At 67.6% G+C, this 26,114-nt stretch carries 28 protein-coding genes; 20 read left to right on the top strand and 8 right to left on the bottom strand.

Annotated features, from left to right (window positions below; genetic code table 11):
• Positions 1 to 6: 6 nt before the first annotated feature.
• From hisB to ACVWZ7_RS04240, 6 genes are all read left to right on the top strand, one after another.
• Complete coding sequence (gene hisB, locus ACVWZ7_RS04265; RefSeq protein WP_091249867.1) at positions 7 to 633, top strand: imidazoleglycerol-phosphate dehydratase HisB; 627 nt, start codon at positions 7 to 9, stop codon at positions 631 to 633.
• On the top strand, positions 630 to 1,361 hold the full coding sequence (gene hisH, locus ACVWZ7_RS04260; RefSeq protein WP_344362438.1) for an imidazole glycerol phosphate synthase subunit HisH: 732 nt from the start codon (positions 630 to 632) through the stop codon (positions 1,359 to 1,361). Before hisB ends, hisH begins: the two co-directional genes overlap by 4 nt.
• On the top strand, positions 1,362 to 1,520 hold the full coding sequence (locus tag ACVWZ7_RS04255) for a hypothetical protein (protein ID WP_175460408.1): 159 nt from the start codon (positions 1,362 to 1,364) through the stop codon (positions 1,518 to 1,520). It abuts the gene before it with no gap.
• Between the two features lie 48 nt (positions 1,521 to 1,568).
• Positions 1,569 to 2,315: a bifunctional 1-(5-phosphoribosyl)-5-((5-phosphoribosylamino)methylideneamino)imidazole-4-carboxamide isomerase/phosphoribosylanthranilate isomerase PriA gene (gene priA / locus ACVWZ7_RS04250; RefSeq protein ID WP_344362433.1), complete on the top strand. Its 747-nt coding sequence runs from the start codon at positions 1,569 to 1,571 to the stop codon at positions 2,313 to 2,315.
• A 13-nt stretch (positions 2,316 to 2,328) separates the two neighbouring features.
• Positions 2,329 to 3,255 (top strand): SseB family protein, encoded by a 927-nt coding sequence (locus ACVWZ7_RS04245; RefSeq protein WP_344362432.1) that lies wholly within the window; start codon positions 2,329 to 2,331, stop codon positions 3,253 to 3,255.
• Between the two features lie 63 nt (positions 3,256 to 3,318).
• A complete protein-coding gene (locus ACVWZ7_RS04240) occupies positions 3,319 to 4,632 on the top strand; it encodes an MFS transporter (RefSeq protein WP_456507080.1) in 1,314 nt (437 codons plus the stop codon).
• 181 nt (positions 4,633 to 4,813) lie between these two features.
• Here the strand turns inward: ACVWZ7_RS04240 and ACVWZ7_RS04235 are convergent, their stop codons facing one another.
• A complete protein-coding gene (locus ACVWZ7_RS04235) occupies positions 4,814 to 5,200 on the bottom strand; it encodes a DUF1844 domain-containing protein (RefSeq protein ID WP_091249882.1) in 387 nt (128 codons plus the stop codon).
• 440 nt (positions 5,201 to 5,640) lie between these two features.
• On the opposite strand from ACVWZ7_RS04235, the gene infC reads away from it, so the two are divergent.
• From infC to ACVWZ7_RS04215, 4 genes are all read left to right on the top strand, one after another.
• Positions 5,641 to 6,717 (top strand): translation initiation factor IF-3, encoded by a 1,077-nt coding sequence (infC, locus tag ACVWZ7_RS04230; protein ID WP_237563488.1) that lies wholly within the window; start codon positions 5,641 to 5,643, stop codon positions 6,715 to 6,717.
• A gap of 115 nt (positions 6,718 to 6,832) precedes the next feature.
• Positions 6,833 to 7,027 carry a 50S ribosomal protein L35 gene (gene rpmI / locus ACVWZ7_RS04225; RefSeq protein WP_009358635.1) on the top strand — a complete coding sequence of 65 codons (195 nt, stop codon included), beginning with the start codon at positions 6,833 to 6,835 and terminating at the stop codon, positions 7,025 to 7,027.
• Positions 7,028 to 7,147: 120 nt separating this feature from the next.
• Complete coding sequence (gene rplT / locus ACVWZ7_RS04220; protein ID WP_091249887.1) at positions 7,148 to 7,618, top strand: 50S ribosomal protein L20; 471 nt, start codon at positions 7,148 to 7,150, stop codon at positions 7,616 to 7,618.
• A gap of 65 nt (positions 7,619 to 7,683) precedes the next feature.
• A complete protein-coding gene (locus ACVWZ7_RS04215; RefSeq protein ID WP_344362423.1) occupies positions 7,684 to 8,580 on the top strand; it encodes a TrmH family RNA methyltransferase in 897 nt (298 codons plus the stop codon).
• Between the two features lie 143 nt (positions 8,581 to 8,723).
• Here the strand turns inward: ACVWZ7_RS04215 and ACVWZ7_RS04210 are convergent, their stop codons facing one another.
• Positions 8,724 to 8,993, bottom strand: a complete 270-nt coding sequence (locus ACVWZ7_RS04210; RefSeq protein WP_091249893.1) for a GlsB/YeaQ/YmgE family stress response membrane protein — start codon at positions 8,991 to 8,993, stop codon at positions 8,724 to 8,726.
• Positions 8,994 to 9,223: 230 nt separating this feature from the next.
• Between ACVWZ7_RS04210 and ACVWZ7_RS04205 the strand changes: the two genes are divergently transcribed.
• Positions 9,224 to 10,144 carry a cation diffusion facilitator family transporter gene (locus ACVWZ7_RS04205; RefSeq protein ID WP_116767803.1) on the top strand — a complete coding sequence of 307 codons (921 nt, stop codon included), beginning with the start codon at positions 9,224 to 9,226 and terminating at the stop codon, positions 10,142 to 10,144.
• A 158-nt stretch (positions 10,145 to 10,302) separates the two neighbouring features.
• Here the strand turns inward: ACVWZ7_RS04205 and ACVWZ7_RS04200 are convergent, their stop codons facing one another.
• Complete coding sequence (locus ACVWZ7_RS04200; protein ID WP_116767801.1) at positions 10,303 to 11,511, bottom strand: MFS transporter; 1,209 nt, start codon at positions 11,509 to 11,511, stop codon at positions 10,303 to 10,305.
• A gap of 204 nt (positions 11,512 to 11,715) precedes the next feature.
• Between ACVWZ7_RS04200 and ACVWZ7_RS04195 the strand changes: the two genes are divergently transcribed.
• The 4 genes from ACVWZ7_RS04195 to ACVWZ7_RS04180 all read left to right on the top strand — a co-directional run bounded on the left by ACVWZ7_RS04195 (position 11,716) and on the right by ACVWZ7_RS04180 (position 15,178).
• Entirely contained in the window at positions 11,716 to 12,180 is a 465-nt protein-coding gene (locus ACVWZ7_RS04195) for a (deoxy)nucleoside triphosphate pyrophosphohydrolase (RefSeq protein WP_344362417.1), read from the top strand.
• Positions 12,181 to 12,270: 90 nt separating this feature from the next.
• A complete protein-coding gene (locus ACVWZ7_RS04190; RefSeq protein ID WP_456507079.1) occupies positions 12,271 to 13,413 on the top strand; it encodes a Re/Si-specific NAD(P)(+) transhydrogenase subunit alpha in 1,143 nt (380 codons plus the stop codon).
• Positions 13,413 to 13,808 carry an NAD(P) transhydrogenase subunit alpha gene (locus ACVWZ7_RS04185; RefSeq protein WP_456507078.1) on the top strand — a complete coding sequence of 132 codons (396 nt, stop codon included), beginning with the start codon at positions 13,413 to 13,415 and terminating at the stop codon, positions 13,806 to 13,808. Before ACVWZ7_RS04190 ends, ACVWZ7_RS04185 begins: the two co-directional genes overlap by 1 nt.
• Entirely contained in the window at positions 13,805 to 15,178 is a 1,374-nt protein-coding gene (locus ACVWZ7_RS04180) for an NAD(P)(+) transhydrogenase (Re/Si-specific) subunit beta (RefSeq protein WP_456507077.1), read from the top strand. The genes ACVWZ7_RS04185 and ACVWZ7_RS04180 overlap by 4 nt, the downstream gene beginning before the upstream one ends.
• A 20-nt stretch (positions 15,179 to 15,198) precedes the next feature.
• Here the strand turns inward: ACVWZ7_RS04180 and ACVWZ7_RS04175 are convergent, their stop codons facing one another.
• The gene (locus tag ACVWZ7_RS04175; RefSeq protein WP_456507076.1) at positions 15,199 to 16,392 is read right to left on the bottom strand and encodes an Rv2578c family radical SAM protein; all 1,194 of its coding nucleotides are present in this window, start codon (positions 16,390 to 16,392) and stop codon (positions 15,199 to 15,201) included.
• 132 nt (positions 16,393 to 16,524) lie between these two features.
• Positions 16,525 to 16,827, bottom strand: a complete 303-nt coding sequence (locus ACVWZ7_RS04170; protein ID WP_456507075.1) for a helix-turn-helix domain-containing protein — start codon at positions 16,825 to 16,827, stop codon at positions 16,525 to 16,527.
• A gap of 63 nt (positions 16,828 to 16,890) precedes the next feature.
• Here ACVWZ7_RS04170 and map point away from each other — a divergent pair, with 63 nt between their 5' ends.
• Positions 16,891 to 17,673 (top strand): type I methionyl aminopeptidase, encoded by a 783-nt coding sequence (map, locus tag ACVWZ7_RS04165; RefSeq protein WP_456507074.1) that lies wholly within the window; start codon positions 16,891 to 16,893, stop codon positions 17,671 to 17,673.
• A 278-nt stretch (positions 17,674 to 17,951) separates the two neighbouring features.
• Positions 17,952 to 18,593 (top strand): pyroglutamyl-peptidase I, encoded by a 642-nt coding sequence (pcp, locus tag ACVWZ7_RS04160; RefSeq protein ID WP_456507073.1) that lies wholly within the window; start codon positions 17,952 to 17,954, stop codon positions 18,591 to 18,593.
• A 51-nt stretch (positions 18,594 to 18,644) separates the two neighbouring features.
• Here the strand turns inward: pcp and ACVWZ7_RS04155 are convergent, their stop codons facing one another.
• Both ACVWZ7_RS04155 and ACVWZ7_RS04150 read right to left on the bottom strand, forming a co-directional pair.
• Complete coding sequence (locus ACVWZ7_RS04155) at positions 18,645 to 19,283, bottom strand: SIMPL domain-containing protein (protein ID WP_456507072.1); 639 nt, start codon at positions 19,281 to 19,283, stop codon at positions 18,645 to 18,647.
• Positions 19,280 to 19,753, bottom strand: a complete 474-nt coding sequence (locus ACVWZ7_RS04150) for a hypothetical protein (protein WP_456507071.1) — start codon at positions 19,751 to 19,753, stop codon at positions 19,280 to 19,282. The genes ACVWZ7_RS04155 and ACVWZ7_RS04150 overlap by 4 nt, the downstream gene beginning before the upstream one ends.
• A 388-nt stretch (positions 19,754 to 20,141) precedes the next feature.
• Between ACVWZ7_RS04150 and pheS the strand changes: the two genes are divergently transcribed.
• The 3 genes from pheS to ACVWZ7_RS04135 are packed head-to-tail and all read left to right on the top strand — an operon-like array spanning position 20,142 to position 24,559.
• The gene (gene pheS, locus ACVWZ7_RS04145) at positions 20,142 to 21,203 is read left to right on the top strand and encodes a phenylalanine--tRNA ligase subunit alpha (RefSeq protein WP_091249929.1); all 1,062 of its coding nucleotides are present in this window, start codon (positions 20,142 to 20,144) and stop codon (positions 21,201 to 21,203) included.
• Positions 21,204 to 21,205: 2 nt separating this feature from the next.
• Positions 21,206 to 23,749 carry a phenylalanine--tRNA ligase subunit beta gene (gene pheT, locus ACVWZ7_RS04140; RefSeq protein ID WP_456507070.1) on the top strand — a complete coding sequence of 848 codons (2,544 nt, stop codon included), beginning with the start codon at positions 21,206 to 21,208 and terminating at the stop codon, positions 23,747 to 23,749.
• Between the two features lie 48 nt (positions 23,750 to 23,797).
• Positions 23,798 to 24,559, top strand: a complete 762-nt coding sequence (locus ACVWZ7_RS04135) for a 4'-phosphopantetheinyl transferase family protein (protein ID WP_456507069.1) — start codon at positions 23,798 to 23,800, stop codon at positions 24,557 to 24,559.
• Between the two features lie 63 nt (positions 24,560 to 24,622).
• Here ACVWZ7_RS04135 and ACVWZ7_RS04130 read toward each other — a convergent pair whose 3' ends face one another.
• Positions 24,623 to 26,071 (bottom strand): M1 family metallopeptidase, encoded by a 1,449-nt coding sequence (locus tag ACVWZ7_RS04130; RefSeq protein ID WP_456507068.1) that lies wholly within the window; start codon positions 26,069 to 26,071, stop codon positions 24,623 to 24,625.
• Positions 26,072 to 26,114: the final 43 nt, after the last annotated feature.

The following is a 26,114-nucleotide window of genomic DNA, read 5'->3' as shown; positions in this document are numbered from 1 at the left end:
ATCTACATGAGCAACACCGGAGCCACCGCCGCCGAGGGCCGGACCGCACGCATGGAACGGACCACCAGTGAGTCCTCGGTCCTGGTCGAGATCAACCTGGACGGCACCGGGGTCTCGGATATCAGCACGTCGGTCCCGTTCTACGACCACATGCTGACGGCCCTGAGCAAACACTCGCTGATTGACATGACCGTCAAGGCCACCGGCGACACCCACATCGATGTCCACCACACCGTCGAGGACGTGGCCATCACCTTTGGCGAGGTTCTGCGGACCGCATTGGGCAACAAGGCCGGAATCCGCCGCTTCGGCGAGGCGACCGTGCCCCTGGATGAGGCCCTCGCGCAGGCCGTCGTCGACGTCTCGGGCCGGCCCTACCTTGTGCACGCCGGCGAGCCGGCAGGCCAGGAATACCACCTGATCGGCGGCCACTTCACCGGCTCGCTGACCCGCCACGTGTTCGAGGCGATCACGCTCCACGCCGGGATCTGCCTTCACATGAACGTCACGGCCGGACGCGACCCCCACCACATCGTCGAGGCCCAGTTCAAGGCCTTCGCCCGGGCCCTGCGCGCAGCCGTCGAACCGGACCCCCGGGTCGAGGGCATTCCGTCCACCAAGGGCGCACTGTGACCGGCCCGGTCCTGCGCGACGGGGCCATCATCGACCCGGCCGCCGGAACCAAACCGGTGTCTCCGGAGGGAAAGCCGACCGTCACTGTGCTGGACTACGGTTCCGGCAACGTCCGCTCTGCAGTCCGTGCTCTGGAGCGCGCCGGCGCCGAGGTCATCCTCAGTTCCAAACCCGAGGACGTCCTCAACGCCGACGGCCTCGTGGTCCCCGGCGTCGGCGCCTTCGAAACCGTCATGCGCGAGCTCAAGTCCGTGGATGCCATCCGCATGATCGGCCGCCGCGTCGCCGGCGGCCGCCCCGTGCTTGCCATCTGCGTGGGGCTCCAGGTGCTGTTCGAGGCAGGCGTCGAGCACGGCACGGAAGCCGAAGGCATGGGCGAGTGGCCCGGCAAGGTCGAGTTGCTGCCCGCCGACGTCGTGCCCCACATGGGCTGGAACACCGTCTCCGTCCCGGAGGGATCCAAGTTGTTCGTCGGCGTCGAGGGTGAGCGCTTCTACTTCGTGCACTCCTACGGGGTCCAGCACTGGGACTTCGACGTCATCCAGCCCCGGATGGCGGCGCCCCTGGTGACCTGGTCCGAACACGGTGCCCCGTTCATTGCGGCCGTGGAGAACGGCCCGCTGTGCGCCACGCAGTTCCACCCGGAGAAGTCCGGCGACGCCGGCGCCCGGCTCCTGCGCAACTGGGTCGACAGCCTGCGCCCCGCGGCACCGGAACAGACCGCCTAGATGTGGTCCCTGGTCCTCATGGGCGTCGCCGGCCTGCTGGTCGGCGGCGCAATCTCCTTCCGCCAGCAGAAAAGTCCGCGGTGGGTGGAGGTCGTGTTCTACATCCTGGCCGGCATGTCGCTGCTGGCCGCCTATCTCCTGACCCTGCCGGCGTCCTGACGACCGCGCCGCGTTCCTGACCCACCATCCCGAGCTGAGGACACCACGATGACCACCGAAACCCCGCTGCCCGTACTCGAGCTTCTGCCTGCCGTCGACGTCGTCAACGGCCAGGCCGTCCGGCTCGTGCAGGGCGAAGCCGGCAGCGAGACGAGCTACGGCACCCCGCTGGAGGCCGCCCTCAACTGGCAGCAACAGGGGGCCGAGTGGGTGCATCTGGTGGACCTGGACGCCGCATTCGGGCGCGGCTCCAACGCTGAACTGCTGCGCGAGGTCGTGGGGCGGCTGGACATCAAGGTGGAACTCTCCGGCGGCCTGCGCGACGACGAATCCCTCGAAAAGGCGCTCGACCTCGGCGTGGCCCGCGTGAACCTGGGTACCGCGGCACTGGAGAACCCGGAATGGACCTCCCGGGTGATCGAGCGCTTTGGCGATAAGATCGCCGTCGGCCTCGATGTCCGCGGTACCACGCTCGCCGGCCGCGGCTGGACCAAGGAAGGCGGGGACCTCTGGGAGGTTCTCGGCCGCCTCGAAGACGCAGGCTGCGCCCGGTACGTCGTCACCGACGTGACCAAGGACGGCACCCTCCAGGGCCCCAACGTCGAACTCCTGCGCCAGATGGTCGAGAAGACGGGCAAGCCGGTGGTCGCCTCCGGCGGCATTTCCAGCCTTGAGGACCTGCAGGTCCTGCGGTCCCTGGTGCCGCTCGGCGTCGAGGGCGCCATCATCGGCAAGGCCCTCTACAACGGCAACTTCACACTGCCCCAGGCCCTCGACGTCGCCGGCCGCCGCTAAGCGGTCACCGGTCATGACGCACACCCGCGAGCCCGGCGACACCCACGACCCCCACAACGCAGGGCAGCCGGACGCCGGCGCGGCTCCGGTCCGGCATCTGCCCGGACATATCGCGGCTGCCCTCGCCGGCGCCGGCGGCGCCACGGACTCCGCTGGCCAACCCTGGGCGGGCCGCAGCCTGTCCGGGGAAGCCGCGAAGATCCACAACTTCGAGGACGACGACGGCGCTGCCGACGCCGGCTACCTAGCGGCCGTGGCCAACCTCGCCGCCGGCACCGGCGACGAGGCAGCCGTGGTGGCCGCGCTCGCCACCGCCCGGGTCTTCGTGCCCATCCTGGCCCAGCTCGCCGAGGAGGGGGAAGGCGCCGGCGGCCTCCATGCCGACAAGCAGGCCGATATGGCCCTCGTCACGCTCAAAGCGCCGGACGGGCGGACAGCCATGCCGGTCTTCACCTCGGCGGCGTCACTGGAGGCCTGGCATCCGGAGGCCAGGCCGGTGGCGGTCTACGCGGCCCGGGCGGCCCTGTCCGCCGTTGCGGAAGGTGCCGAGCTGCTCGTGCTGGATCCCGGCGCGGACCTGACGTTCGTGGTCCGCAGACCGGCGGTCTGGGCACTGGCCCAGCAGCAAACCTGGACGCCGTCGTACGCCGATCCGGAACTCGCGCGCGCCCTCGGGGACAGCGCGGTTGGCTTTCCGGCGGTCCGCCGTGTTGAAATTCATCCGGGGGGTGGAATTGCCTCGGCTACAGCCGATGGCAGGCGGCTCCCCGGCGGGGGATCCGGCCCGGAACTCCGCGTGGTCCTGTACCTTGAGGACGGACTCGACGCCGCCGGCGTGCAGTCCATCGTCGCCGGCCTCAACAACGACTGGGCCCGGAATGAATTCTTTGCCGAGCGGGTTGACTCAATCGAGGTCAAGCTGCAGCGCGCAGCACCATAGCTGACGGCCCAACGGGGGGACCTCCCGGTGCTGCCGTGGGCAGTACCAGAAGGATGTAGTGTCGTGAATTTCGCGCTTTACCGGGAGCTGCTCGCCGTCCGGCCCATCAGGCGGCTCCTGCTGGTCGGGATGATTGCCCGCATACCGCACTCGGCGGCCGGCGTCCTGCTGACCCTGCACATCGTCCTGACCCTCGGCCAGGGCTACGCGGCCGCCGGCGCGGCGGCCGCCGTCATGACGATCGGAATCGCCGTCGGGGCGCCCTGGCGCGGACGCCGGGTCGACACCGTGGGACTGCGCAAGGCGCTCATCCCGTCCGTCATCTCCGAGACCGTGATCTGGTCCATCGTGCCGCACGTCTCCTACGAGGTCCTGCTGCCGTTGGTCTTCGTCGGCGGCCTGCTCACGCTGCCCATCTTCAGCGTGGTGCGGCAGTCCCTGGGCGTACTGGCCGCCGGGGACCAGCGCCGCACCGCCTTCGCCCTCGATGCCATCGCCACCGAGCTGGTCTTCATGATCGGCCCCGCAGTCGGCGCCGTCGTCGCCACCAGCGGGCAGTCGGTCCTGGGCCTGACAATAGTCGGCGTGGCCACGTCCGTCTCCGGACTTTTCCTCATGTGGTTCAATCCGCCCACCCGGAGCGCGGCCCCCGACGCCGGGCTCGAGGCGGAGGAGCTCGAGTGCGCGGAGGCCGCCGTCGTCGCCGCCGCGCCGGCCCACCTCCAGGAGGCCGCGGCCGAACTGGCGCCCCTGGCGGCCGCGGCCGAGGAACGGCGGCAGCGGCGCTCTGGCCTGCGCCACCGGGTCATCCACAATTTCAGTTGGTTCACCGCCGCCGTGGGAGCCGTCTTCGCCGTCGCGGCCGGTGCCGGCATGGTCCTCAGCGGCACCGACGTCGGCATCGTCGCAGCCCTTCAGACCGGCGGGCACGAGGGCGAAATCGGGATCGTCTTCGTCTTCTGGTGCGCGGCCTCGGTAGTGGGCGGCATAGTCTACGGCGCCATGCACCGGCCCGTCTCGCCGATCCTCCTGCTGTTGGGAATGTCAGCGCTGACGATCCCGATGGCGTTCGCGACCGATACCTGGACCCTCAGCCTGCTCTCGCTGTTGCCGGGGCTGCTGTGCGCGCCGGTGCTGTCCGCGGCCTCGGAAAAGGTGGCCGAACTCGTTGACGAGAGCCGTCGCGGCGAGGCGATGGGCTGGTACGGGTCCTCGCTCACCGGCGGCGTGGCTCTGGGCGCGCCGCTCGCCGGGCTGTTCATCGACGTCATCGGCCCGTCGGCCGGCTTCGTCGCCGTGGGGCTGGCTGGCGTGGGCCTCTGCCTCGTAGGACTCGTCCTGCAGCGGATGCGCCGCCGCCGCCTGGCCCACGCCTGACGCCGCGGTGTCCCTGTCAGGGTGACCGCGCCGGGCCCGGGGGCCGCACTGAGTCCCGATGGATCGAAGCAGAGTTAACGACGCCGGCGGGCGGACCCTCCGGGTCCGCCCGCCGGCGTGTCATAGCTGACGAAAGTGCTGAGGTGGCCGTGGCTAGTTGGCCGTGACTAGTTGACTGTGACTAGTTGACGGGGCCGGTGTACTTCTCGCCCGGGCCCTTGCCCGGAGCGTCGGGGATGATCGATTCCTCGCGGAAGGCCAACTGCAGCGAACGCAGTCCGTCGCGCAACGGCCCGGCGTGCTGTGAGCCGATTTCCGGTGCCGCGGACGTCACCAGGCCGGCGAGGGCGGTGATGAGTTTGCGGGCCTCGTCCAGGTCCTTGAGTTCCTGGGCATTTTCCTCGGCGGCGAGGCCCAGCTTCACTGCGGCGGCACTCATCAGGTGCACGGCGGCCGTGGTGATGACCTCGATCGCGGGGACTTCCGAGATGTCGCGAATCTGCTGCGAGACGTCGGCCTGTGCGGCTGCGGGCTCGAAGACATGGGAATTACTGTCTGAAGTGCTCATGCTGGTAAGCTTGTCACAGACCGACTGAATGTCGTTATTCTGCAGTGCTTCTTACCTGTGGTGCCTGTTTTTGACTGGTGCTTCCCGGTGTAGGCGGTGCCCGGCGACGCATACGTGCGTTGAGCGGGTATCTTTCTGTAGAATTGGCTTTTAGTTTGCAAGCGGAGTTCTCTCCCACCCGCGTCAGCCGCGAAACTTCCTTCGGGAAGCCCCTCCCTCACGGGAGTCAAGGTTGCCGGGTACCTGGTCGGGCACAACCTCGGACTCCGGTCCGGCGAAAGTGCATGCCGCCTCATTGAGGGCGGCAGTTCCGATCTTGAGGCCTTCGATTGCTCCGGCAATTGGGGGCCTTCTCTTTTTGCCGGTGGAATACCCCTCACGAACACAGGAGCTTTAACATTAGCGAGCCAAGAATCAATGAGCGTATCCGCGTCCCCGAGGTGCGGCTGGTCGGCCCTGCAGGCGAACAGGTAGGAATTGTCCGTATTGAGGATGCCCTGCGTTTGGCTGCCGAGTCCGATCTTGATCTCGTTGAAGTTGCACCGCAGGCCAAGCCTCCGGTGTGCAAGCTGATGGACTTCGGCAAGTACAAGTACGAGGCCGCTGTCAAGGCGCGCGAGGCCCGGAAGAACCAGACCAACACGGTCCTGAAGGAAATCCGCTTCCGCCTGAAGATTGACACCCACGACTACGAGACGAAGCGCGGCCACGCGCTCCGCTTCCTCGGCGCTGGTGACAAGGTCAAGGCCATGATCCAGTTCCGCGGCCGTGAGCAGCAGCGTCCCGAGATGGGCATCCGCCTGCTCCAGCGTTTCGCGGACGACGTCGCCGAAGTTGGCGTTGTGGAGTCCAGCCCCCGGATCGATGGCCGCAACATGGTCATGGTGGTGGGCCCGCTGAAGAATAAGGCTGAAGCCAAGGCAGAGGCCCGCCGCGCAACGCAGCGTGCGGAAGCCAAGGCTGAGAACGAAGCCAAGGCATCGGGCCGCGTCGACGTCTCCGGCGGCAACGCCCCGCTCACGCAGACGCTGTCTGACCTCCTGCCCGAAGGCTACGTCGTAGCGACGGAGGCTCCTGCAACGGAGGCTCCCGCGGTCGAAGAAGCCAAGGTCGAAGAGACCACGGCTGAAACGGCGGCAGCCACGCACGCCCCGGTCGAGGAAGCCAAGGCCGAGGAGGCTCCGGCCCAGGAAGCCCCGAAGGAAGCTGCTCCCAAGGCAGCCGAGAAGCCGGCAGCAGCCAAGGCTCCCGAGGCTCCGAAGGCGGCCGAGAAGCCCGCAGCAGCCAAGGCTCCCGAGGCTCCGAAGGCCGCTCCGGCCCCGGCTCCCGTGGCTAAGGCCCCCGTGGCTAAGGCTCCGGAGGAGAAGGCTGCGGAATCCGCTCCGGCCGCTCCGGCAGCAGCACCGAAGCCGGTCGCTGCTCCGAAGCCGGTTCCGAGGCCTGCAGCTCCGAAGCCCGCCGCACGGCCGGCCGCCCCCCGGGCTGCCGCCAAGCCCGGCAGCAAGAAGACCAACTAGTTCACGGCTGCCGGACAGCAATGTCCGGCAGCAAGCAACCAGCATGCCGCCCGCAGGGGCGGCTGCACGAAAGAGCTGCAGACTTTTCTGCGGATACGTAAGGAGATCGGTTCCCATGCCGAAGATGAAGACCCACAGCGGTGCTAAGAAGCGCTTCAAGCTGACCGGTAGCGGCAAGCTGCGCCGTCAGCAGGCCAACCGCCGTCACTACCTCGAGCACAAGTCCTCACGGCTGACCCGTCGCCTTGCCGGCGACAAGATCGTCTTCAAGGGCGACGCCAAGGTCATCCGGAAGATGCTCGGCATCTAAGTTCCAAGTTCTCTGATTGCCGGCCACCTGGCGGCAATCAACTACCAAAAAGGCTTCTCAGGCCAGCCGGACTTTTCCGGCAGTAGACGCTTGGGATCAGAATTCTGAAGGAGTACGCACGTGGCACGTGTGAAGAGGGCTGTAAATGCCCACAAGAAACGCCGGGTTATCCTCGAACGCGCAAAGGGCTACCGCGGACAGCGCTCACGCCTGTACCGCAAGGCCAAAGAGCAGCTGCTGCACTCGTTTGTGTACAGCTACGGCGACCGCAAGAAGAAGAAGGGCGACTTCCGCCGTCTTTGGATCCAGCGCATCAACGCTGCATCCCGCGCCAACGGCCTGACCTACAACCGCCTGATCCAGGGCCTGAAGGCCGCTGAGGTTGAGGTTGACCGCCGCATGCTGGCCGAGCTCGCCGTTTCCGACGCCAACGCCTTCGCCGCGCTGGTCAAGGTCGCCAAGGACGCGCTGCCCGCCGACACGTCAGCTCCGGCTGTCCAGGCTGAGGCCGCTCCGGCTCCGAAGGCCGCCAAGAAGGCTCCCGCGAAGAAGCCTGCTGCCAAGAAGGCCGCCGACGAGGCTGCAAAGTAGTTCCCGCAGCAGTTGAAAAACTGCAGCGTTCAAGAACCGGCTGCGAGAGCAACTAAGGTTCTTATATGAACGAATCCGGGCGCCCGCAAGATCTTCCACTTTCCAACCCCCGAGCTGATCGGGTGAGGAAGGTGGCACAACTTGCCGGGCGCCCGGCCCGTTTAAAGCGACGCGAGTTCCTGGCGGAGGGGCCGCAGGCGGTCCGGGAAGCCCTCGTCCTACACCAAAAGAGGCTCGCCGCGGGGCAACCCGGCATCGTCTATGAGGTCTACGCGAGCGAGTCGTGCCTGGACCGGCATCCGGATCTGGAGACACTCGCGGAGGGCACCACCGCCTACCTCGCCACCGACGAAGTGCTCGCCGCGATGGCGGACACGGTCACCCCGCAGGGCGTTCTCGCGGTCTGCGGTTTCCTGGACGTTGGCCTCGATGAGGTGCTGGACGCCGGGCCGCGGCTGATCGCCGTCCTTTGCCAGGTCCGCGACCCCGGCAACGCCGGAACCGTCCTGCGCGCCGCCGACGCTGCCGGCGCGGACGCGGTGGTCCTGACCGGATCCAGCGTGGACATCTACAACCCCAAAGCGGTCCGTTCGACGGCGGGATCCCTCTTCCACCTGCCGATCGTCCTTGGCGCCGATGCGGCTGACATCGTGGCCCGCTGCAAGGAACGGGGGATCGGCGTCCTCGCCGCCGATGGCTACGGCCAGCTGAACCTGGACCGTCTCCAGGACGAGAATGCGGCCCGCCGGCTGGGCGCGTCCGCCGCGGGATCGGTCTACGCGCTGGAACAGCCCACCGCCTGGCTTTTTGGCAACGAAGCCCAGGGCCTGTCCGAGGACGAGATTGCGCTGGCCGACCACCGGGTGGCCGTGCCGGTCTATGGGCAGGCGGAGAGCCTCAACCTCGGCACCGCGGCCACCGTCTGCCTCTACGCCAGCGCCCGGTCCCAGCAGGTGCCCTAGAGACCCGGCTGCCCGAAAAGGCATCCCGGCGGATGCAGGCGCAGAAAAAAGGCGGGGCCCGCCAAAGGTGGGCTCCGCCGTCGTACTGTTCTGTCGAAGTGTGCCTAGGGCCTCACTCGAAGCGTGAGGTCAGCCGTACAGAATTATGATGTGGTCTTGTTGCGTCCTGTAATGGCGCCGTAGGCGAGGGCAACCACCAAGCCGCCGACGATGGCCAGGAGCCAGGAACCGAGATTCCAAAATTCCATCTTGCCGCCGCCAAACAGAAGGTCGCCGATCCAGCCACCGACAATGGCTCCGACGACGCCGAGCACGAGGCTGGTAACCCAGCCGCCGCCGACCCTGCCGGGCATGACTGCCTTGACGATTGCACCTACTATGAGTCCGAGAATGATCCAGCCAAGAAAGCCCATGTCTCCTCCTACATATTCGTCGGTATCCAAATTGTGAATCCCGAATATGGCTTCAAGCTAACATAGGCCGGATTACTTGTCAGCAGGGAAGTGCCCAATCGTTACGTGGCGGTATCGGCCCTGCCGCGGTTCGGAGGCCGCCCGGAAACAGGTAGCGTATTCCTTGCGGGCGCCGGGTTCTTCCGGTGTCCGCTTACACCCCGGAAGAACCCCGTTAAGGAGAAGCTCACGTGGCTGCAAATGGCGGTACCAAGGCGATAATTGCGGCGCTGGCTGCCAACCTGACCATCGCCGTTTTGAAGTTCGTCGCCTATTTTTTGACGCTGTCGTCATCCATGCTGGCCGAAGCCATTCACTCGCTCGCAGACTCCGGCAACCAGTTGCTGCTGCTGGTCGGCGGCAAGCGCGCGGAGCGGGAAGCCAGCCAGGAACACCCCTTTGGCTACGGCCGTGAGCGCTACATCTACGCCTTCATCGTCTCGATTGTGCTGTTCAGCGTCGGCGGTCTCTTTGCGCTCTACGAGGCGTGGGGAAAGATCCAGCACCCGCATGGCATCGAAGGTGACTTCTGGTGGGTGCCGCTGGCTGTGCTGGTGGGCGCGATCATTGCCGAATCCTTCTCGTTCCGGACGGCGATCGCCGAATCCAACCCCCTCCGCGGGAAGCAGAGCTGGGTCAAGTTCATCCGCAACGCCAAGCAGCCGGAACTCCCCGTGATCCTGCTCGAAGATTTCGGCGCCCTCGTGGGCCTCGTCTTCGCGCTCTTCGGCGTAAGCCTGACACTCATCACCGGGAACGGCATCTGGGACGCCCTGGGCACCGCCATGATCGGCCTCCTGCTCGTGGGGATCGCCGTCGTGCTGGCCATGGAAACAAAGTCCCTGCTCCTGGGCGAGTCGGCCACCCGGGACGACGTTGCCAAGATCCGCAGCGCGATCGAAGCTGGCGGCACCGGCATCATTCACCTCAAGACGATGCACCTAGGCCCCGAGGAACTGCTGGTGGCGGCGAAGATCAGCATCGGCCGCACGGACTCCGGCCAGGACATTGCGAAGGCGATTGACGCCGCAGAGGCCCGGATCCGCGAGGCCGTCCCGATCGCCCGGGTCATCTACCTGGAGCCGGATGTGCAGCGGGTCAGTGCGTCCTAACCGGTGGCCGCCGTCGACGGCAGCGCAGTAAAAGGCAGGGCAGTAAAAGGCAGCGCCGTAGAAGACAGCGCAGCTAGAAGTCAGCAAACAAGAACGGCAGCCCGGTCCAGTACATCACTGGATCGGGCTGCCGTTCTTCGTGGGCGGCGGGTCAGCGGCTACGAGGCCAGCGGCCGCCGGCGTTCCACGGCGCCGCTGATGGCGGCGACCCCGAGGCCCAGGATGGCCAGGACGGCACCCACGAGCGCGGGGGCGACGTAACCCCAGCCCCAGGCGATCACGAGTCCGCCGAGAAAGGCGCCCAAGGCGTTGGCGACGTTGAGCGCCGCATGGTTGAGGGATGAGGCCAGCGACGGGGCATCAGGCGATGCATCCAGGAGCCTGGTCTGCAAGGCGGGAACCAGCATGGACCCGGCGGCACCGACCACGAACACCATGATCAGCGCCGACCATGCCCAATGGGCCGCAACGGCATAGACCACGAGGGCCACGGCTGTCGCCGGCAGCACCCAGTAGATCGTCCCCATGACGGACTTATCGGCGATCCGGCCGCCAACGATGTTGCCTGCCACCATGCCCACTCCGTACAGCGCCACGACGAGCGGCAGCCACGGCGCCGGGACGCCGGCCACGGATGTCATGGTGTGCGAAATGTAGGTGTAGGTCGCGAAGAAGCCGCCGAAGCCGACGATGCCGACCAGGATGGCGAGCCACACCTGGAGCCGCTTGAGTGCCCCGAGCTCGCGGCGGAAGCTGGCATCGGCGTGCGGCTTCTGGAACGGAACGAACTTCCACAACATGGCGAGCGTGATGATGCCGATCAGGCCGACCAGCAGGAACAGCAGCCTCCACCCGTAGCTCTGGCCCAGCCAGGTAGCGAAGGGAACGCCGATGACGTTGGATACAGTCAGCCCGGCCATAACCATCGAAATGGCCCAGCCCCGCTTGGTCGGCGCCACGAGGGACGCGGCAATCACGGCCGCGACGCCGAAGAAGGCGCCGTGCGGCAGCCCCGCCGCGAACCGCGACACCAGCATGGAGCCGTAGTCAGGGGCGAGGAAGGAACTGAGGTTGGCGATGCTGAAGAAGAGCATGAGCCCCAGGGCCAGATGCTTGCGCGGCAGTTTGGCTCCGACGGCGGCCAGCACGGGCGCACCGACGACGACGCCGAGGGCGTAGGCGGAGATGAGGTGGCCGGCCTCGGGCGTGCTGATGTTCAGGCCCTGCTCAATCTCCTTGAGCAGGCCCATCATGGTGAATTCTGTGGTGCCGATCCCGAACCCGCCCATGGCGAGGGCAATGATGGCGAGGGCAAGGTGACGGGTGCCGGTCTTGGACGACGCCGGAGCTTGTGTGGTGGTTGTCATTCGTCTTTTCGGGTGATTTCCGGGAGATGCCGGGAAGAGTCGGCCAGATAAATATGCTTTATAGAACTGAGAGCGCGCGCCGAATATTCCGCAGGCTGCCCGGCAACGCCTTCACCATTGTCCCTTACCCATTCCCAGCTGTGACGCCCCCCGCGACGCCGGCCGCCGACGTCGATCCCTGGCGCCCGCCTTAGACTGGGGAGCGTGACTGGACTCATCAACGTCGTCGGCGGCGCAGTAGTGGACTCCCTGGCGGAACCGGGCAAACTCCTTGTAGCGCGGCGCACGGCGCCACCGCAGTTTGCCGGTATGTGGGAGTTCCCGGGCGGAAAAGTGGAGCCGGGCGAAGCAGCCGAAGACGCCCTGCACCGCGAGCTCCGGGAGGAACTCGGTGTGCAGGTACGGCTCGGAGCCGAGCTGCCCGCGGCGACCGCGGCGGGCTGGCCGCTCAACGAGAAGGCTGCGATGCGGGTCTGGTTCGCCGAACTCGAGGACGGGGAGCCCCTGCCGCTGGAGGACCACGACGAACTGCGCTGGCTTGACCTCCGCAATTCCGAGGACGTCCTGGGCCTGCCGTGGATCCCGGCCGACTTCCCGATCGTCGAAGCGCTCCTGGCCGCCGTCCATGCCGCCAGGCTGCGCGGCGGGGGAGCCGAACTGATCCGCTGACCCGGACACGCCGACCGGCATACGCCCGGCCGCCTCTCGCCAAACGGTCAGGCATGTGCCTACTCTGAACGCAATCGAGAGGAGCAGCCCGTGCAGGTCGGTGTCGGACGAGAACAGCGCGCCGGAGAACGCCGAGTTGCGGCCACGCCGGAAACGGTGCAGCAGCTGACGGCCCTCGGGCTCACACTCGTGGTGGAGAGCGGCGCAGGAACCGAGGCAGGGTTCGCGGACGCAGCGTTCAAAGAGGCTGGCGCCACGGTGATCTCGGAGCTCCCGCTCGCGGCCCTGGACGTCCTGCTGCATGTTCGTCCGCTCGCGCCGGAGACTGCGGCCCGGCTGCGGCCCGGTGCCATCACTGTCGGCCTGGCGTCGCCAGCCTCCGAGTTGCCGACCGTCCGGGCGCTGGCCGCCGCCGGGATCACCTCCTTCGCCCTGGAGCTGCTTCCGAGGATCTCCCGGGCCCAGTCGATGGACGCACTCACTTCGCAGTCCCTTGTCACCGGGTACCGCGCCGTGCTGGAAGCCGCCGTGCGGTATCCGCGGTTCTTCCCGCTCTACATGACGGCCGCCGGAACCATCCCCCCGGCGAGGGTACTGGTCCTGGGAGCCGGCGTCGCCGGCCTGCAGGCCATCGGCACCGCGAAGCGGCTGGGCGCCCGCGTTTCGGCCAACGACATCCGCGCCGCCTCCGCCGACGAGGTCGCCTCGATGGGCGGCACGTTCATCAATCTGGACCTCGACGCGGCGGCGGAAGGAACCGGCGGCTACGCCCGCGCCCTCGGCGAGGACCGGGCGCAACGCCAGCGCAGCCTGCTGGCCCCGCACGTCGCGGCCACGGACATCCTGATCACGACGGCGGCCATCCCGGGCCGGGCCGCTCCCTTGCTGGTAACCACCGACATGGTGGCCGGCATGCGGGCAGGGTCCGTCGTCGTCGACCTCGCCGCGGAGTCCGGCGGCAATGTGGAAGGCGTGATCGCCGGCCAGGACATCCAGGTGCCGGTTGAGGGAGGATCTGTCACACTCGTGGGCCTGCAGGACGCCGCGTCCGCCATGCCGTCGGACGCGTCCCGGCTCTTCGCCCGGAACGTCAGCAACTTCCTCGCCCTCATGACCGACGGCGGCACCGTTGCCCCGGACTTCGGCGACGACGTGGTCGCCGGAACATGCCTGACCCACGGCGGCGCCGTACGGCATTCCGCCACCGCCGCAGCCCTGGGAGAGGACATCTGATGGGCCCCGTTGCGCTGCTGACAGTCGTGGTGCTTGCCGTATTCGTCGGCTTCGAAGTCGTGTCCAAGGTGACCAGCAAGCTGCATACACCGCTCATGTCCGGCGCCAATGCCATCCACGGGATCATCCTCGTCGGCGCCATCATCGTGGCCGGACAAGCCGGCGACCCCTGGGTGCTCGGCATCGCGCTCCTGGCAGTGGTCCTGGCGACCGTGAACCTGGTAGGTGGCTTTGTGGTCACGGACCGGATGCTGGAGATGTTCAGCGTGCACAAGCCCCTGCACAAATCGGCGCAGAAGCCCTCAGGAACCGGCACCGCCAAAGCCGGCGGAACGGCGGCCGAAGGACACACCGGTGACGGCACCTCCGGCGGCGGCGCAGGGGAGGCGAGATGAGCCTCCTGACCCCGGAATGGACAGCCCTGCTGTATCTGGTGGCCGCCGTCTGCTTCATCCTGGCGCTAAAGGGCCTGAGCTCGCCAAAAACCGCCCGCCGCGGCAACGCCATCGGTGCGGCCGGGGCGCTCGTCGCGGTCATCACGGTGTTCTTCTCTGCCCGGCTGGAGAATATTCCGCTCATCCTGGCCGCCATCGCCGTCGGCTCCGCGATAGCCGTCCCCGTGGCCCGGCGGGTGCACATGACGCAGATGCCCCAACTGGTGGCACTGTTCAACGGCGTCGGCGGCGGCGCCGCAGCGCTGGTCGCCGCACTCGAACTGAGCCACAGCGAGGATCCGTGGGTGCGCCTGGCGGTCGTCTTCACCATGCTCGTGGGCGCCGTGTCCTTCGCGGGCTCCGCGGTGACCGTGGGCAAGCTGCAGGAACTCATCAGCACCCGTCCGCTGCTGTTTCCCGGGATGCCCTGGGTGATGGGGGCCGTCATGCTCGGGGCGGTCGTCTCCGGGGCACTGGTCGTCCTGAGCGGGTCCGTCGGCTGGTCGCTGGCGCTGCTGGGCCTGGGGCTCGCGGCAGGTCTGCTGCTCGTGTTGCCGGTGGGCGGGGCGGATGTGCCGATCGTGATCTCGCTGCTGAATGCCTTCACGGGCCTGGCGGTGGCCGCGTCCGGCGTCGTCCTGGGCAACGTCCTGCTGCTCGTCGCCGGAACTCTGGTCGGCGCGAGCGGCACCATCCTGACCAAGGTCATGGCCTCTGCCATGGGGCGCGGAGTCACCGGAATCATGTTCGGCGCCTTCAAGGGCGGCTCGACGGCGGGTTCCACCGCCGTGAGTGACCGGCCCGTACGCTCATCCTCCCCGGAAGACGTAGCCGTCCAGCTCGGCTATGCCCAGCGCGTGGTGATCGTTCCCGGGTACGGGCTCGCCGTGGCACAAGGCCAGCACACCGTGGCGGAGCTCGCCACAGCTTTGGCCGACCGCGGCATTGATGTGGTGTTCGCCATACATCCCGTGGCGGGACGCATGCCGGGCCACATGAACGTGCTCCTGGCCGAGGCCGATGTGCCGTATGAGTCCCTGCGGGAGCTGGCGGAAATAAATCCCGAGTTCGCCAACACGGACATCGTGCTGGTGGTCGGCGCCAACGACGTCGTCAACCCGGCGGCCAAGTCTTCACCTGGTTCGCCGATCTACGGGATGCCGATCCTGGACGTGGTGCAGGCCCAGCAGGTGGTCTTCCTGAAGCGGTCGATGCGTCCGGGCTTCGCGGGCATCGAAAACGATCTCCTGCACGACCCCAAAACCACGCTCCTGTTCGGGGATGCCAAGGATTCGCTGTCCAAGGTGCTCGGTGCGGTCAAGGAGCTCTGACGTCAGGGAGCTGGCGCGTTTCAGAACAACGTCGGCTGCGCTGCCTGGTGGCCGGCATGCACCGTGCCGGGGTGCCGGGTAGTGGCGTACCGGGATGTGTCCGGGATGCTTCCAGCCGGGTACTGGGCTTCCTCTTCCCGGGCATCATCGCTGAGGTCCGCGTTGCCGCTGAGGTCCCTGTGGCTGAAGCCCTGCGAACCGGAAAAGCCGTGCAGGTCCTTGAAATAGCGGATGCGACCGGCCAGCCACGCCCGGTATTCCTTTGAGGCATAGGACCCGCTGCCGTACAACCGGCGGTACTTGCCCGCCAGGTGCGGATGTTCGCGGGCAATCCACTGCATGAACCACTCACGCGTCCCCGGCTTCAGGTACAGCGCGCCGGCCGTGACCCCCGTGGCGCCGGCCGCTGCCAGGGCCGCGAAGAGGGAGTTGAGGGCGTCGTCACCGTCGGAAAGCCACGGCAGGATCGGCATGGCCATGACGCCGCAGGGCAGGCCTGCTTCCCTGAGCCGGGAAATGAGCTTCAGCCGTGCCCGCGGACCCGGTGTACCGGGCTCCACGGCCTCGGACAGGTGCTCGTTGGTCATGGCCAGCGAGATGCCCACCCCGACCGGCACCTGGGCCGCGGCATGCTTCAGCAGCGGGATGTCCCGGGCCAGGAGCGTGCCTTTAGTGAGGATGGACAGGGGCGTGCCGGAGTCGGCGAGGGCGCCAATGATGCCGGGCATGAGCTGGTAGCGGCCCTCGGCGCGCTGATAGGGGTCCGTGTTGGTGCCGAGGGCCACGTGCTCGTGCCGCCAGGAGGGCTTGGCCAGTTCCCCGCGCAGGACCTCGGCAGCATTGATCTTGACCACCACCTGGCTGTCAAAGTCCAGGCCGGCGTCGAAGTCCAGGTACGTGTGGCTCTTGCGGGCAAAGCAGTAGACGCAGGCATGGCTGCAGCCGCGGTACGGGTTGATGGTCCAGTCGAACGGCATCCGAGAACCGGCGACCACCTTGTTGAGCACCGATTTGGCGGTGACCTCATGGAAAGTGATCCCGGCAAACTCCGGGGTGGAGACGGACCGAACCAGTCCGGCCAGGGGCAACAGGGCATCGGGGGACAGTGGAGTGCCGGACCTGATATTGGCAGAATCCGTCGTGGTGGACGGGTCTTCCGTCGAGACGTCGCTTCCGGAGCTGCCGCGCTTCAGTGCTTGTGCATCCCATCTCATGCCACCATTCGAATATATGTTCGACTCAATGTCAAGAATGCCGTCGGGCCATGCGGATGAGATTCGCTGTCTTGGCGGCTGACCCCCAGACGCTTCTCGTGGACGCCTGCAACGCAGCTGCGGGATTGAGACTTACGAGGCCAGCCGCTCGCGTGCGTCGTGATCGGAGCTGATCGGCTCAGCACCACGTTTGGGCTGGTTAACCTCGGCCCACACCGCATCGAGGGAAAGTCCCAGGACCTCGGCGATCGCAGCGATAGTCGGGAAGGCGGGGGTCGCGACACGGCCCGTCTCGATCTTCCGGAGGGTCTCCGGTGAGACACGTGCATCGAGCGCGACGTCGAGCATCGATCGCCCTCCCCTGGCGCGACGCAACAGGGCGCCGAGGCGCTGTCCGCGCTCGACCTCTTCGAATGTAAGCGGCAACCTGACCATGGCTCCGATTATACCGGGATAATATGGCCGGTATAGTTATTGGATGCGTGAGAAAGGCGCCGCATGATCGAGATCCTGAACCCCGCCGAACTGGCCCGAGCAAAAGAAACAGGCGCCCTTGTCGCCGACATCCTGCAGACGCTGAAGAGCCGAAGCACAGTCGGCGCGAACCTCCTGGACCTCGACCGGTGGGCCCGGAGCATGATCGTCGACGCTGGAGCGCAGTCCTGTTACGTCGACTACGAGCCATCCTTCGGGCGCGGGCCGTTCGGACACTACATCTGCACGGCCGTCAACGACGCCGTGCTCCACGGACTCCCGTACGACTACGCGCTCGCCGACGGCGACCTGCTGACACTCGACCTCGCCGTCTCCAAACGAGGAGTCGCTGCGGACTCTGCCATCAGCTTCATCGTGGGCGACTCAAGGCCCCCGGAGAGCGTCGCAATGATCAGCGCGACCGAGCGCGCATTGAACGCAGGGATAGCCGCTGCCCGACCCGGGGCTCGCATCGGCGACATCTCCCATGCCATCGGCTCGGTCCTCAGCGAGGCGGGATACCCGATCAACACCGAGTTTGGCGGTCATGGCATCGGATCGACGATGCACCAGGACCCGCACGTTCCTAACACCGGACGGCCGGGCCGCGGATACAAACTGCGCCCCGGTTTGCTGCTCGCACTCGAGCCGTGGGTCATGGCCGACACCGCTGAACTCACCACCGACGCCGACGGGTGGACGCTCCGAAGTGCGACAGGCTGCCGGACAGCACACAGTGAGCATACGATCGCCATCACCAGCGACGGAGCCGAAATACTCACCTTGCCGACGCAGGCGCACCCGTGAGATCGGAGCCATACCTGCCCCGTGTGCTGCATCTGATGCAGGATCCGCTGTACGGAGACTGTCCAACAGGCCGAGCCTGGATTACGCGACGAAGGACTGCTTAGGCTGCCGGCTGGATCATGTCGTGTTCCCCCGGATCCCGGGGTGCCTCACTGGAAGGTACGACGCCGGCCATGCCGCCTTTCGCCGCGACAAGCGCCGCCGAGCGCAGTGTGGGGGCGATCTGCCGGAGCGAATCGTTGGGCCGCATCGTGGTGGCGCGTTGTTAGGCTGGGGCGATGATTCTCCTGACCGGATTCGAGCCCTTCGGTGGCGAAACAACCAACCCGTCCTGGGCCGCGGCCCGTTCGGCGGCGCGGTTGCTCCGGTCGGAAGGACTCGACGTCCGGGCCGTGGAACTTCCCTGCGTCTTCGGGACATCGGCGACGGTGCTGGAGGAGGCTCTGGAGCGCTTCCGGCCGGAACTCGTGCTGTGCACCGGCCAGGCCGGCGGCAGGGCACGTATCTCCCTGGAGCGCGTGGCCATCAACTGTGACGACGCCCGGATCCCGGACAACGCCGGCAACCGGCCCGTGGACGAACCCGTGGTCAGCGGCGGACCGGCAGCCTATTTCACGTCCCTGCCGGTCAAGGCGGCGCTCGCGGCCCTGGCCGCAGAACAGATCCCGGCGGAAGTGTCGCAAAGCGCGGGGACCTATGTGTGCAACCACACCTTCTATGCGCTCATGCACGCACTGAGGCTGCGGCCGGGCACCAGGGGAGGCTTCGTCCACGTCCCCTACGAGGACAGCCAACTTCCGGCCGGGAGCAGCACGCCGTCGCTGCCGGCGCACCAGATGGCGGCGGCGCTCGCCGTCGTCGTCCGCACCGCGCTCGCGACGACGACGGATCTCAAGATCGCTGCCGGCGCAACGCACTAGCGGGCCGAGCGCCAGGCAGGCCGCCAGCGGCTCAAGCGTCGACAGGATGACTCAGTCGAGCAGTTCCCAGACGACGCCGACCGTGGCGGTGACGCTCGACTCACCGGCCTCAACGGTGAGAGCTTCCGCCGACACCGCGCGCTGCATCTTCGCGACCGGGACCGGCGGCTGGAACCCGGTGTGCTGGGTGAGGGAAAGAACCCTGCCCAGGCCTGTCCCGGAGAGGTCGGCGTAGTGCGCGGCTGTGGTGCGGGCATCCTGCCAGGCAGCCTCCCGCGCCCGGACCTCGACGCCGGCGGAATCCGCGAAGCCGAGCGTCAGGCCGTTCAGCCGGACGTCGTCTCCGCCGGCGGCAACGGCCGCGGCGATGACCTCCGAGGATGCGGACAGCGTTCGGATCCTGATGGTGAGCGTGCTTGAGGCCAGATAGCCGGTGACGGTCTGTCCGCGGCCCTCCTGCCAGTTCACTTCGGCGCGGACGTTCAGCCCGGAGGTGGACATGTCGGGGCCGTCCACCCCGTGCTGCCGGAGCGCCGACGTGATGGCGGCCGAGCGTGTTCCGGCGTCGCCGTAGGCCTCGGCCACGGTAGCCCGGCGGCATTCGACGCCAACTGACAACGTCAGGAGGTCAGGCACCGCCTCCGCGCTGCCGGTTCCGGTGACCGAAATGCTTCTGGGGTTGTGTGTCATGTCAGGCCTCGTATCGCTCGGGGGCAGTCACGCCCGTGTGCGGTTTGTTCGCGGATCGGTCGCCGGGGCGCTCGCGCGGGATAGCCGCCTGCTTCCAGCCCGGCGTGGCGCTCGAAGAAGTTCGCGCTGCCCGGGTTGCCCGTCCGCCAGAGCGACCAGCCCGCGGCGATGAAGTACAGGGGAAGGAAGGGAAGCCCCAGGCACCAGGCGTACTGGGTGCTGTGGCGCTCCTCGTGTCCGAGCAGTGCCGGATTGGCGCGGGCGGCTTCCGGGCCGGCACGGAAGAGGATCACGTTGCCCACCGTGAAGGCCCCGGCAAAGGGCAGCCGCCAGCGGTAGTGGCTCGCGATCAGCAGCCCACGCGGACCCCTGCCGACGTTCGTCCCGGCACAGACCGCCAGCACCAGCCCCAGGAGGGTGGTGCCATTGAGCATGTTGGCGATCTGCCGCAGCCGTTGACCGGACGTCATGAGGCCATGGTAGCCGGGGACATGTCCACGGGTCAGGGGAGCGGGGGGACATGTCCGGTGGTCAGGCAAGCCCGACCCCGGGGGCGCGCCGGGGACCTTAGGAGAGCCGCCGTGATGTGTCACGTCACGCGGCCGTTGCCGTGCGGCCGACGGCCGTCTACTAGACTGGAGGAAGTGCCCGCCGGAGGGATTTCGGCTGGCCTGCACTATGAATTCAGCACAATGAATCCAGCACAATGAATCCAGCACAATGAACTGTGACAGCGAACAGTGATCAGGAACAGTGATCACGGGCTGTGACAATGAACTGTGACAATAAGCCTTGCCGACAACTCGCGCCCTGCGTGCGTGCCGCCGGCATGATCCGACTCGTAGCTAAGAACAGTAGATGACTGAAACTTTGCCGGGCGCCGCCGTCCCGAATCCTCTGGATGAAGCCGCCATTACCGCTGCCGTAGACCAAGCCGTTGCCGCCATCGCCGCTGCCGCGACCCTCGATGAACTCAAGGCCGTGCGCCTCGCGCACACGGGTGAGAAGTCGGCGCTGAGCCTCGCCAACCGCGAGATCGGCGCGTTGCCCAAGGACCAGAAGGCCGCCGCCGGCAAACTCATGGGAGCCTCCCGCGGACGCGTCAACAAGGCGCTCGCGGACCGTACGGCCGAGCTCGAAGCCGAGAATGACGCGCGGATCCTCGTCGAAGAGACCGTCGACGTCACGGCGGCGCCCCGCCGGCGCCGGGCCGGTGCACGCCACCCGCTTTCCACGCTGCAGGACCGCGTCGCGGACATCTTCGTTGGCATGGGCTGGGAGATCGCCGAGGGGCCCGAGGTCGAGTCCGAATGGTTCAACTTCGATGCCCTGAACTTCAAGCCGGACCACCCCGCCCGCGACATGCAGGACACGTTCTTCGTCGAGCCGCCCGAGGCGCACCTGCTCATGCGCACCCACACCTCACCGGTGCAGGTCCGCTCCATGCTGGAACGCGAACTGCCCATCTACGTGCTGTGCCCGGGCAAAGTGTTCCGCACGGATGAACTCGACGCGACGCACACCCCGGTCTTCCACCAGTTCGAGGGCCTGGCCATCGACAAGAAGCTGAGCATGGCCGACCTCCGCGGCACCCTGGAGCACTTCGCACGGCAGATGTTCGGCGGGGAAGCACAGATCCGGCTGCGCCCGAACTACTTCCCGTTCACCGAGCCCTCCGCCGAGCTGGACATCTGGCACCCGGGCGCCAAGGGCGGCCCCAGCTGGATCGAGTGGGGCGGCTGCGGCATGGTCAACCCGAACGTCCTGCGCGCCGCCGGCATCGATCCGGACGTTTATTCAGGTTTTGCCTTCGGTATGGGCATCGAGCGCACCCTCATGTTCCGCAATGAGGTTGGCGACATGCGCGACATGATTGAAGGCGACGTACGTTTCAGCGAGCACTTCGGGATGGAGATCTAACAGTGCGTATCCCACTTTCCTGGTTGCGCGAATTCGCGCAGGTACCGGCCGAAGCAACGGCCGAAGACGTCATGGCCGAGCTCGTCAAGGTCGGACTCGAAGAAGAAGCGGTCCACCGTCCCACGGACACCATCCAGGGTCCGATCGTGGTGGGCCAGGTGCTCAGCATCGTCAAGGAACCCCAGACCAACGGCAAGACCATCAACTGGTGCCAGGTCCGGGTTGTCCCCGAAGGCCAGCAGCAGACCCTGACCGGTGAGGGCATCGACCCCTCCGGTGTGCAGGGCATCATCTGCGGCGCCCACAACTTCGTCGAAGGCGACAAGGTGGTTGTTACCCTCCCCGGTGCCGTACTGCCCGGCGACTTCCATATCTCCGCACGCAAGACCTACGGCCACCTCTCCGCCGGCATGATCGCGTCCGTGCGTGAACTCGGCATCGGCGAGGATCACGACGGCATCCTGGTCCTGTCCCGGATCGGCCTCGACCCCGAACTGGGCACCGACGCCATGGAACTCCTGGGCCTCTATGACCAGGCCGCCGAAATCAACGTCACCCCGGACCGCAGCTACTGCTTCTCCATCCGCGGAGTGGCCCGTGAATACGCGCATGCCACCGGCACCGAGTTCACCGACCCGGCATCCAAGGTCCACGCCCCGCAGGTGCTGTCCGGCGGTTACGGCGTCAAGCTCAACGACGACGCCCCGATCTACGGCAAGCCGGGCTGCGACCGCTTCGTGGCCCGCACCGTGCGCGGCGTGGACGCCACCCGGCCCACCCCGCCGTGGATGACGTCCCGCCTCCGGCTCGCCGGCATCCGGTCCATCTCCCTGCCGGTGGATATCTCCAATTACGTCATGCTTGAGCTCGGGCAGCCGAACCACTGCTATGACCTGGACAAGCTGTCCGGCGACATCGTGGTCCGGCGGGCCACGGCAGGGGAGAAGATCACCACCCTGGATGACAAGGAGCGCACGCTCGACGCCGAGGACCTGCTCATCACGGACGCCTCCGGGCCCATCGGGATCGCCGGCGTCATGGGCGGCGCCCACACCGAGGTATCGGACTCCACCACCAACGTCCTGGTCGAGGCCGCGCACTTCGACGAAGTCTCGATCGCGCGCTCGCGCCGCCGCCACAAGCTCCCATCCGAGGCGTCCAAGCGCTTCGAACGCGGCGTGGACTGGAAAGTTGCCGACGTCGCCGCCCAGCGCGTGGTGGACCTGCTGGTCGAACTCGCCGGCGGCACCGCCGACGAGGCGGGGACCGACGTTGGCACTGCACCGGACGCCGTCACCATCGAACTGCCGGCAGGCTACGCTGCCGCCCGGATCGGGATCGACTTCACCGAGGACCACATCGTGACCTCGCTCGAGGACCTCGGCGCCGTCGTCGAAACGAGCGCCGCCGGCCACACGGTGACCGCCCCGAGCTGGCGCAACGACCTCGAAACCAAAGACGACCTCACCGAGGAAATCGCCCGGCTGGTCGGCTACGACAAGATCCCGGCAACCCTGCCGGTGGCGCCGCCGGGCCGTGGCCTGACGCGTGTCCAGCAGCAGCGCCGTCGCCTGATCCAGGCCCTCGCCGACGCCGGACTCACCGAAGTGCTGGCCTACCCGTTCGTGTCCAAGGCCGCCAACGACACCTTCGGTGTTCCTGCCGAGGGTGCGGCGCGCACGGCCCTCAAACTGGCGAACCCGATCAGCGAGGAGCACGGCTTCCTGCGGACCTCCATCCTGCCGGGCCTGATCGAGGTGGCCAAGCGCAACCACTCCCGTGGTTTCCGCGACCTCGCCCTCTTCGAGGCCGGGCTCGTGTTCCTGCCCGGCGAGCAGCTGGGCACCGCCTCGATTCCGCCGCTCGGCGTCAAACCCGGCGACGAGGTGCTGGATGCCCTGTACGACGGCGTCCCGGACCAGCCGCTGCACCTCGCCGCGGTTCTCACGGGGCACGACTCGCCCGCAGCCCCGGGCCACGCCCCGCGGGCGTGGGACTGGGCCGACGCCCTGGATATCGCCCGTGTCGCCGGCGACGTGCTCGGCGTCGACCTCGTGGTCACTCAGGGCCGGCACCAGGCCTTCCACCCGGGCCGGGCCGCGCAGATTGCCCTGCGCACCGGCGAGGTAGTGGGCTATGCCGGGGAGCTGCACCCGAAGCTGCTGGCAGCCTACGACATGCCGGCCCGCTCCGTGGCGCTGGAACTGAACGCCGACGCCCTGTTCGAGGCCGCCGCCGATGTGATCGTGGCCCGGCACATCTCGACGTACCCGGTGGCGACCCAGGATGTGGCCCTCGTGGTCCCGCAGGACGTCCCGGCCGGAGAGGTGCTTACGGCCCTGCGTGAAGGCGCCGGCGAACTGCTCGAGGACGTCGCACTGTTCGACGTCTACGCGGGCAAGGGCATCGAGGACGGCAAGAAGTCGCTCGCGTTCAGCCTGCGCTTCCGCGCCGACGACCGCACCCTGACGGCGGACGAGGCATCGGCGGCCCGTGAGGGTGCCGTCGCCGCTGCCCACGAACGCTTCGGGGCTGTGCAGCGCTAACTGCGGCACTGAGCTGACGACGGCGCTGGCGAGCTGAAAGGGCGGGTCATGGCATCACACCTTGTTGTGCGTGCCTGCCCGCCCTTTCGCGTCCCCGTGAGCTCCGGCGATCCCTTAGACCCCGCATCAGCCGCGGCAACGGCGGCAGCTGCCTCGCTCCTGGAGAGCGACGCGCGTTCCCTTCTGGACGGACCGGAGCTGGACCGGGCACGGGCCATGACCGCCCGGACACGGGAGGACTTCCTCGCCGGACGGCTGGCGCAGCGGAGGTTTGCCGCCGGGCTGCTGGGTGTGCCGGCATCGGCCCTCACAGCCTGGTACAGCTGTCCGCGCTGCGGCGCCGGCACGCAGATCTCCCACGGCCGTCCCGGCTACCTGATCGAGGGAGCAGCGGCGCCGTTGCTGCTCAGCCTTTCCCGTGCGGCCGGCTGGACGCTGCTGGCCGGAATCGTTGACCCGGAACCGGAACTGCGCCTGGGGATAGACGTTGAGGATCCTGCCAGGACCGACTTCGAGGGTTTCGACGCCGTAGTGCTGACCCCGGCGGAACGCAGATACCTCGCGGGCCTGACCGGCACCGAGCTGTTGCGCGCGCGGGCACGGCTGTGGGCGCGCAAGGAGGCCTGGCTCAAGATGACCGGCACGGGACTGCAGACAGCTCCGGACACCGTCGACGTGTTCGATGACGCCCCGGATGACGTGCTGGAGGGGGACGTCAACGGCCGTGCCGGGCTCCGGGACCTGCCGCCGGCAGAGGCCGGGCTGCCCGCATACCTCGTGGCCGCCGTCGCCGTGGCGGTCTATCCCTAGGCGCTTCCGGTCTGTACGCGGCCGGTCTGTACGCGGCCGGTCTTTCTGCGGCGCCGGCCGCCGTCAGGGCGTTGGCGGCGCTGACTGCGGCAGCGGCGGGAGGGCATCTTCGTAGAGCCACGGGTGCAGCAGTGCCTCGGCATCGAGGCCTGTCGCGTGGGCCGCCGTGAGGATGAAGTCGGCCGTCGTCACGGTGCCGTGGCGGAAACGGTCCGTCCAGTCATGCAGGAGGGCGAAGAACGCGAGGTCGCCAGAGCGCACCCTCAGTGCGTGCAGGGCCAAGGCTCCGCGCTTGTAGACGCGGTCGTCAAACATCAGCTCCGGGCCGGGGTCGCCGACCATCAGGTCCTGTGGTAGGGCGGAAAGCTTTCGCCAGGCAGCCCGGGCGCGGCCGGCCACCGACATCACGCCGGCCTCTTCGGACCAGAGCCATTCGGCATAGCAGGCAAAGCCCTCGTGCAGCCAGATGTCCTTCCACGTGGCCGTCGTGAGCGAGTTCCCGAACCACTGGTGGGCGAGCTCGTGGGCGACCATCCGCTGCGACTCCCAGTCCTGCCGCAAATGGTTGGGACCCAGGATGGACAGCGTCTGTGCCTCCAGCGGGATCTCCAGCACGTCCCCGGTCACCACCACGGTGTACTCCGGGAACGGATACGGCCCAAAGCAGTTGGTGAAGGTCCGCATCATGTCGGGCTGCCGGGCCAGGGCGGCCCGGGCGTCCGCCGCCTGCGACGCCGGAACGGCCACGTACTGGGGGACGTGTCCCGACGGCCGCTCGGCGTTGAGCGTCAGGAGCTCATAACGCCCGATCTGGACCGTTGCGAGGTAGGTGGCCATGGGTTCGGCCTGCTCGTACACCCAGGTCTCGCGGCTGGCCCTGCTGGTGCGGGACAGCAGCACGCCGTTGCACACCGCCCGGTAGTTCGCCTCGGTGGTCACCGTGATGCGATAGCTCGCCTTGTCCCGCGGGTGGTCATTGCACGGGAACCAGGAAGCGGCGCCGTTGGGCTGGCCAGCCACCAGCACGCCATCGGAGAGCTCTTCCCAGCCCACTTCGCCCCAGAGGCCGCGGCGGGGTGCAGGGTATCCCTCGTAGCGGATATCCAGGCTGAACGCCTCATCGGCGAGCAGCGGCACTTCCGGGTATACGACGAGCTGCTCGGCGCGCTGGGTGAACCGGCGCACCTTGCGGCCGTCGAGCTGGATCTTGGTGGCCCGCAGCCCGGTCAAGTCCAGGACGATCGCCGACGTCGGAAGTTGTGTCATGGCGTGCAGGACAGCACGCCCGTTCAGGCGGTTGCTGCTGACCCTGTAGTCCAGCTCGAGTTCATACCGGGTGACCCGGTAGGCGTGGGTCCCGTGACCAGGCATGTAGGGGTCCGGGGAGCCCACAACCCGGGCGGGTGCCCTGGCTGTATCCCTGCTGATTTGCCTGGCAATATCCCCGCCGATTTCTCCGGCAGTATCCCCGCCGGTGGCAGAGGCGCCGCTGCTTGGTGCACTGGTACTCAATGGACGGACCTTCGGATTGTGATGCTGTCGGACATACGCGGGC

Source organism: Arthrobacter sp. TE12232, from assembly GCF_054062615.1.
Note: the sequence above shows the minus strand (reverse complement) of the source record. Positions and strands in the feature narration are given on the sequence as shown.

Coding starts and splice junctions, on each gene's coding strand:
- ACVWZ7_RS04155 (WP_456507072.1), bottom strand. CDS start 19,283: ATGACACACAACCCCAGAAGCATTTCGGTCACCGGAACCGGCAGCGCG.
- ACVWZ7_RS04185 (WP_456507078.1), top strand. CDS start 13,413: ATGGGCCCCGTTGCGCTGCTGACAGTCGTGGTGCTTGCCGTATTCGTC.
- rpmI (WP_009358635.1), top strand. CDS start 6,833: ATGCCGAAGATGAAGACCCACAGCGGTGCTAAGAAGCGCTTCAAGCTG.
- ACVWZ7_RS04200 (WP_116767801.1), bottom strand. CDS start 11,511: ATGACAACCACCACACAAGCTCCGGCGTCGTCCAAGACCGGCACCCGT.
- ACVWZ7_RS04210 (WP_091249893.1), bottom strand. CDS start 8,993: ATGGGCTTTCTTGGCTGGATCATTCTCGGACTCATAGTAGGTGCAATC.
- priA (WP_344362433.1), top strand. CDS start 1,569: ATGACCACCGAAACCCCGCTGCCCGTACTCGAGCTTCTGCCTGCCGTC.
- hisB (WP_091249867.1), top strand. CDS start 7: ATGAGCAACACCGGAGCCACCGCCGCCGAGGGCCGGACCGCACGCATG.
- ACVWZ7_RS04245 (WP_344362432.1), top strand. CDS start 2,329: ATGACGCACACCCGCGAGCCCGGCGACACCCACGACCCCCACAACGCA.
- map (WP_456507074.1), top strand. CDS start 16,891: ATGATCGAGATCCTGAACCCCGCCGAACTGGCCCGAGCAAAAGAAACA.
- pheS (WP_091249929.1), top strand. CDS start 20,142: ATGACTGAAACTTTGCCGGGCGCCGCCGTCCCGAATCCTCTGGATGAA.
- ACVWZ7_RS04135 (WP_456507069.1), top strand. CDS start 23,798: ATGGCATCACACCTTGTTGTGCGTGCCTGCCCGCCCTTTCGCGTCCCC.
- ACVWZ7_RS04235 (WP_091249882.1), bottom strand. CDS start 5,200: ATGAGCACTTCAGACAGTAATTCCCATGTCTTCGAGCCCGCAGCCGCA.
- ACVWZ7_RS04150 (WP_456507071.1), bottom strand. CDS start 19,753: ATGACGTCCGGTCAACGGCTGCGGCAGATCGCCAACATGCTCAATGGC.
- ACVWZ7_RS04180 (WP_456507077.1), top strand. CDS start 13,805: ATGAGCCTCCTGACCCCGGAATGGACAGCCCTGCTGTATCTGGTGGCC.
- ACVWZ7_RS04255 (WP_175460408.1), top strand. CDS start 1,362: ATGTGGTCCCTGGTCCTCATGGGCGTCGCCGGCCTGCTGGTCGGCGGC.
- ACVWZ7_RS04175 (WP_456507076.1), bottom strand. CDS start 16,392: ATGAGATGGGATGCACAAGCACTGAAGCGCGGCAGCTCCGGAAGCGAC.
- ACVWZ7_RS04170 (WP_456507075.1), bottom strand. CDS start 16,827: ATGGTCAGGTTGCCGCTTACATTCGAAGAGGTCGAGCGCGGACAGCGC.
- pcp (WP_456507073.1), top strand. CDS start 17,952: ATGATTCTCCTGACCGGATTCGAGCCCTTCGGTGGCGAAACAACCAAC.
- ACVWZ7_RS04215 (WP_344362423.1), top strand. CDS start 7,684: ATGAACGAATCCGGGCGCCCGCAAGATCTTCCACTTTCCAACCCCCGA.